Source organism: Mesorhizobium sp. M8A.F.Ca.ET.021.01.1.1 (assembly GCF_003998025.1).
Classification (GTDB): domain Bacteria; phylum Pseudomonadota; class Alphaproteobacteria; order Rhizobiales; family Rhizobiaceae; genus Mesorhizobium.
In genome coordinates, this window is record NZ_RZSJ01000438.1 from 1 (window position 1) to 5,348 (window position 5,348).

Annotated in this window: 5 protein-coding genes; 3 read left to right on the forward strand and 2 right to left on the reverse strand. The window is 65.4% G+C overall.

Annotated elements, in window-relative coordinates:
* A partial coding sequence (locus EOA36_RS26315) for a cytochrome-c peroxidase (RefSeq protein WP_145969315.1) occupies positions 1–1,092 on the forward strand: 1,092 nt, incomplete at its 5' end.
* 209 nt (positions 1,093–1,301) lie between these two features.
* On the opposite strand, the gene EOA36_RS26325 is transcribed toward EOA36_RS26315, so the two are convergent.
* Positions 1,302–2,006, reverse strand: a complete 705-nt coding sequence (locus tag EOA36_RS26325; RefSeq protein ID WP_127280049.1) for an SDR family oxidoreductase — start codon at positions 2,004–2,006, stop codon at positions 1,302–1,304.
* A gap of 333 nt (positions 2,007–2,339) precedes the next feature.
* A complete protein-coding gene (locus EOA36_RS26330; RefSeq protein WP_127280050.1) occupies positions 2,340–2,957 on the reverse strand; it encodes an XRE family transcriptional regulator in 618 nt (205 codons plus the stop codon).
* A 136-nt stretch (positions 2,958–3,093) separates the two neighbouring features.
* On the opposite strand from EOA36_RS26330, the gene EOA36_RS26335 reads away from it, so the two are divergent.
* Both EOA36_RS26335 and EOA36_RS26340 read left to right on the forward strand, forming a co-directional pair.
* Positions 3,094–4,227 carry an FAD-binding oxidoreductase gene (locus EOA36_RS26335; protein ID WP_127280051.1) on the forward strand — a complete coding sequence of 378 codons (1,134 nt, stop codon included), beginning with the start codon at positions 3,094–3,096 and terminating at the stop codon, positions 4,225–4,227.
* Between the two features lie 49 nt (positions 4,228–4,276).
* Positions 4,277–5,348 (forward strand): ABC transporter substrate-binding protein (locus EOA36_RS26340; RefSeq protein WP_245464473.1); only part of this gene is annotated, 1,072 nt, incomplete at its 3' end.

Here is a 5,348-nt window from a genome sequence, read left to right on the forward strand (position 1 = left end):
TTCTTCGACCCCTCGCTCTCGGCCTCGGGCAAGCAGGCCTGCTCGTCCTGTCATGATCCTAGCCATGCTTTCGGGCCGGCCTCGGCCACGCCGGTCGAAATGGGCGGGCCAAACCTCGACCAGCCCGGCGTGCGCGCCGTGCCATCGCTGCGTTATCTCCAGGCCGCGCCCGCCTTCACCGAGCATTTCCATGATTCCGAGGACGAGGGCGACGAAAGCGTCGACAACGGTCCGACCGGCGGCCTGACCTGGGACGGCCGCGCCGACCACGGCAAGGACCAGGCGAAAATCCCCCTGCTCTCGCCCTTCGAGATGGCCAACAAGGGTGCCGGGGCGGTCACCGCCGCCTTGCGCAAGTCGGCCTATGCCGACGAGTTCAAGGCGGTGTTCGGGCAGGACGTCTTCGACCGCCCGGGCGACGCCTTCGACGCCGCCGCCGAGGCGCTCGGCACGTTCGAGCAGAGCGCCGCCGTTTTCTATCCCTATTCCAGCCGCTATGATGCCTTCCTCGCCGGCAAGGCGACATTGTCGGCCCAGGAGCTGCATGGCCGCCAACTGTTCGAGGACGAGGCGAAAGGCAATTGCGCCAGTTGCCACCTCAGCGAACCCGCCAATGACGGCGAGCCGCCGCAATTCACCGATTTCGGCCTGATCGCCATCGCCGTACCGCGCAACCCGGCAATCACGGCCAACACCGACCCAGCCTATGCCGATCTCGGCCTGTGCGGCCCGCTGCGCACTGATTTTCGCGGCCGCACCGACTATTGCGGCCTGTTCAAGACGCCGACGCTGCGCAACGTCGCGCTGCGCAAGAGCTTCTTCCACAATGGCGAGTTACACACCTTGCGCGACGCGGTCGCCTTCTACGCCAGCCGCGATACCGATCCCGGCCGCTGGTATCCCAAGAATGCCGACGGCACGGTGAGGAAATATGACGACCTGCCAAAGGCTTACTGGCCGAACTTGAATCAGGACCCGCCCTTCGGCGGCAGGAGACCTGGCGGCAAGCCGGCGCTGACGGATGCCGAGATAGACGACATTGTCGCGTTCCTGCAGACGCTGACGGATGCAGACCAGGTGGCAGCGAAATAACCTGAGACGCGGCGGGACAGCGCCCCCCTCTGTCCTGCCGGACATCTCCCCCACGAGGGGGGAGATCAGCTTTGATTGCGGCTCTCGCCCATTGTTTCAACGTTCCAAAAAAGGGCGCGGGGGCGCCAACACTGCAATCTCCCCCCTTGTAGGGGAGATGTCCGGCAGGACAGAGGGGCGCGCGAAGGAACACGACGCCCCTTAATATGTCACAGCGCCCGGATAACGCCCCCATCCACGCGGATACTCTGCCCCGTAATATAGCCCGCCCCTTCCGACGCCAGGAAAGCGATGGTCGCGGCGATCTCCTCCGATGTGCCGTAGCGTTGCATCGGCACGTTGTCGCGGCGCTCTTCGGTCGCTGGAAGGCTGTCGATCCAGCCGGGCAGCACATTGTTCATGCGCACATTGTCCGATGCATAGGTGTTGGAAAAAATCTTGGTGTAGGCGGCAAGGCCGGCGCGGAACACGGCCGAGGTCGGGAACATCGCGTTCGGCTCTGCCACCCACGCCGTCGAGATGTTGATGATGGCGCCGCCCTTCTGCTTGATCATCTGCGGCGCCACGATGCGCACCGGCCGGATGACGTTCATCAGGTAGACGTCCATGCCGGTGTGCCACTGCTCGTCCGTGATCTCAAGGATCGGTGCGCGCGGCCCATGGCCGCCACTGTTGACCAGCACGTCGATGCGGCCATAGCGCTCGAGCGTCAGGTCGGCGAGCCGCTGCAGGTCGTCATTCGACTGGTTGGAGCCGGTGACACCGATGCCGCCAAGCTCCTTGGCCAGAGCCTCGCCCTTGCCCGACGAGGACAGTATGGCGACCTTGAACCCGTCCGCCGCCAGCCGCTTGGCCGCCGCCGCCCCCATGCCGCTGCCGCCGGCAACGATGACGGCTGTCTTTTCTGAGCTCATGGATTTTCCTTTTTGGGTTGGCGGGAGTCGCGGTTTCAGCGGTCCTATAGCCGGTTTCGCCAGGCAGTTCGAACCAGAAAGACTGAATCGATCTGCAAAAAACTTGGGCGGGTGGCGCTGCCCTCATTGCCCTGCCGGGCATTTCTCGCCGTATAGTGACGGGGGAAAGAAGCCGGTCGCAACGCCGGCGCCCTTACTTGCGACGTTGGGGATTGGCGAAATCATCCGCCACAGCCCCCCTCTCCCCGTCACTTTACGGGGAGAGGATGCCGGCAGGCAGGTGAGGGGCAGCGCCGACATCAGCCGATTGCAACCGACGCGGCCAATCGCCCCCTACCCCTCCACCGTCTCCAGCACGGAGAGCAGCGTGCCTTCCATATCGGGTTCGTCGCCGGAGCAGACGCACAGCATCTCGGCGTCGCCCTCGCCGACCGAGAGGTAGGCATGGCCCATGGTGGAATCGATGTAGACGCTCTCGCCCGCCTTCAGCCGCACCGGCGCGTACTGGTCGGTATGCAACTCGATCTCGCCCTTGAGCACGATCAGGAATTCCTCGCCGGCGTGCCTGGTCAGCGGGCCGAACTCTTCGGGCGTTCGGGCGCGCGCATAGGCGTGGATCGGCACCATGCGCTTGCGCACCAGGTCGGTGGCCAGATACCGGTAGTCGTAGTTGCGGGTCAGCTGGCGCAGCGTGTTGGACTGCGAGGTCACCGAGCGGCGGGTGCGCGCCGCCGGCTGCTTGCGATCGCCGCTGAGCAACTCCGTCACATGGATGCCAAGCCCCTCGCAGATCTGCAAGAGCTTGTCGTAGCTCAGCGACATCTGGTCGTTCTCGACCTTGGACAGCGTCGACACCGCGACGCCGGTAAGAGAGCTGACCTCCTGCAAGGTCCAGCCATGCGTCTTTCTCAGGGCACGCAGACAATCACCGAGGTTCGGTTGCTCCGACATTGTCAGCTCCATGGCGCGGCGATCCGGCCGCTTGTCCACCCTAGGTAGTCGAACTCCCCGCCGTCATCAACAACGCCAACAATTTTCTTATACGCTAAATATTGACTGGATACGAAATTATTTTTACGACTGACGGATGCAATCGAATTCTCCTGGGAAGATCGTCATTATCGGCGGCGGCATCGCCGGCCTCTCGCTGGCCGCCGAAATGGCGGACACGGCCGAAGTCACCGTCATCGAGCGGGAGCCGCATCTCGGCTACCATGCCAGCGGCCGCTCCGCCGCCCTGTTCACCGAGACCTACGGCAACCGCCTGGTGCGCGGGCTGACGCTGGCCAGCCGGCAGGCCATCGTCGAGGGCGGCTTCGTCGCCCACCGGCGTGGCGCCCTGCATGTCGGCTGGCGCGGCGACGATGCGGCAATAGACCGGCTGGCCGGCGAATTGCAGGCGCTGGTGCCCAGCGTGCGCCGCCTGTCGGCGGCCGAGCTTCACACGCTGGTCCCGGTCATTGCCACTGAAGCCACCTGCGGCGGCGTCTATGAACCGGACGCGGTGGATGTCGACACGGGCAAGATGCTGGGATCAAGCGCCTCGGCGCTTAAGGCAGCCGGCGGCATCATCCGCACCGGCGAGGAAGTCCGCGCCATCTCGCCTGACGGCAGCGCTTTTCGGGTCGAAACAAGCGCCGGTGCCTATGGGGCCGACATCGTCGTCAACGCCGCCGGCGCCTGGGTCGATGTCGTCGCCGGCCTGGCGGGGCTGCCGGGCCTCGGCTTCCAGCCGAAACGGCGCACCGCATTCCTGTTCGATCCGCCCGCCGGCATGGACATTGCCGGCTGGCCGCTGGTGGTCGACCTGCACGAACAGTTCTACTTCAAGCCCGATGCCGGCAGGCTGATCGGCTCGCTCGCCGACGAGACGGATTCCGAACCTTGCGACGCCTACCCCGAAGACATCGACGTCGCCATCGCCGTCGACCGCATCGAGCAGGCGACGTCGATGCGCATCGGCCGTCCCTCGACGCCATGGGCTGGCCTGCGCACCTTCGCGCCCGACCGGTCGCCGGTCGCCGGCTTCGACCCGCGCCTGCCCGGCTTCTTCTGGCTCGGCGGCCAGGGCGGCTATGGTTTCCAGGTGTCGCTGACGCTGGCCAGGCTGGGCGCGGCGCTGATGCGCGGTCAGTCCTTGCCGGAGGATGTCACCGCGCTCGGCGTCACTGCGGCGGCGCTGGCGCCCGACCGCTTCCTCGCCCCGGCGGCGGCGCCATGAAATTCAGGCCCTTCCCTCAACCCGTAAAGTGTCATCAGGAGCGTTTGCGATGAAATCCACCGTTCTGCGCACAGTGCTTGCCAAGTCTCTTATGGTCAAATCCCTTCTGGTTTCGTCCCTTCTGGCCTCGTCCGTCCTTCTCGGCGGGCAGGCCTATGCCAAGACGCTGGTCTATTGCTCGGAGGCAAACCCCGAGACCTTCAACCCGGCCATCGGCATCGCCGATTCCACCATGGACGCCGCCGCCAAGACGATCTTCAACCGGCTGGTCGAGTTCAAGCCGGGCACGACGGAGGTCGGGCCGGCGCTGGCCGAAAGCTGGGACGTCTCGCCGGACGGCAAGACCTACACCTTCCATCTCAGGCACGGCGTGAAATTCCAGTCGAACGAGCATTTCACCCCGACGCGCGATTTCGACGCCGACGACGTGCTCTACACCTTCAACCGCCAGCGCGACGCCGACAATCCCTATCACAAGCTCGGCGGCGGCGCTTACGAGTACTTCAACGCACTGGGCATGGGCACGCTGATCGACAAGATAGACAAGGTCGACGATCACACGGTGCGCTTCACGCTGACCGCTCCCAACGTCACCTTCCTGGCCGGGCTGGCGCTCGACTATCTCTCCATCCTGTCGCTGGAGCAGACGCAAAAGATGGTCGCGGCCGGCACGCCCGAACTGATCGACAGCATGCCGGTCGGCACCGGCCCGTTCGTGCTTCAGGCCTATGTTCCCGACAGCCAGGTCCGCTACGCCGCCAACAAGGATTACTGGCGCGGCGCGCCGAAGATCGACACGCTGGTCTTCGCCGTCACGCCCGAGCCGACCACCCGCGTCGAGCGCATCAAGGCCAATGAATGCCAGGTCGCCGCGCCGCCGCCGCCAAGCGCGGTCGCCGAATTGCGCGGCGACCCCGACATCACGGTGCTCGATCTCAAGGGCCAGAACATCGGCATCCTCGGCTTCAACGTCGAACACCAGCCGCTGGGCGACGTGCGCGTGCGCACGGCACTGGCCAAGGCCATCGACCGCAAGGCGATCGTCGAAGCGGTCTATGCCGGCGCCGGCATAGACCGCTTCGACGATCGCCTTGCGGTCGATGGCCTTGGCCAGTGCCGTG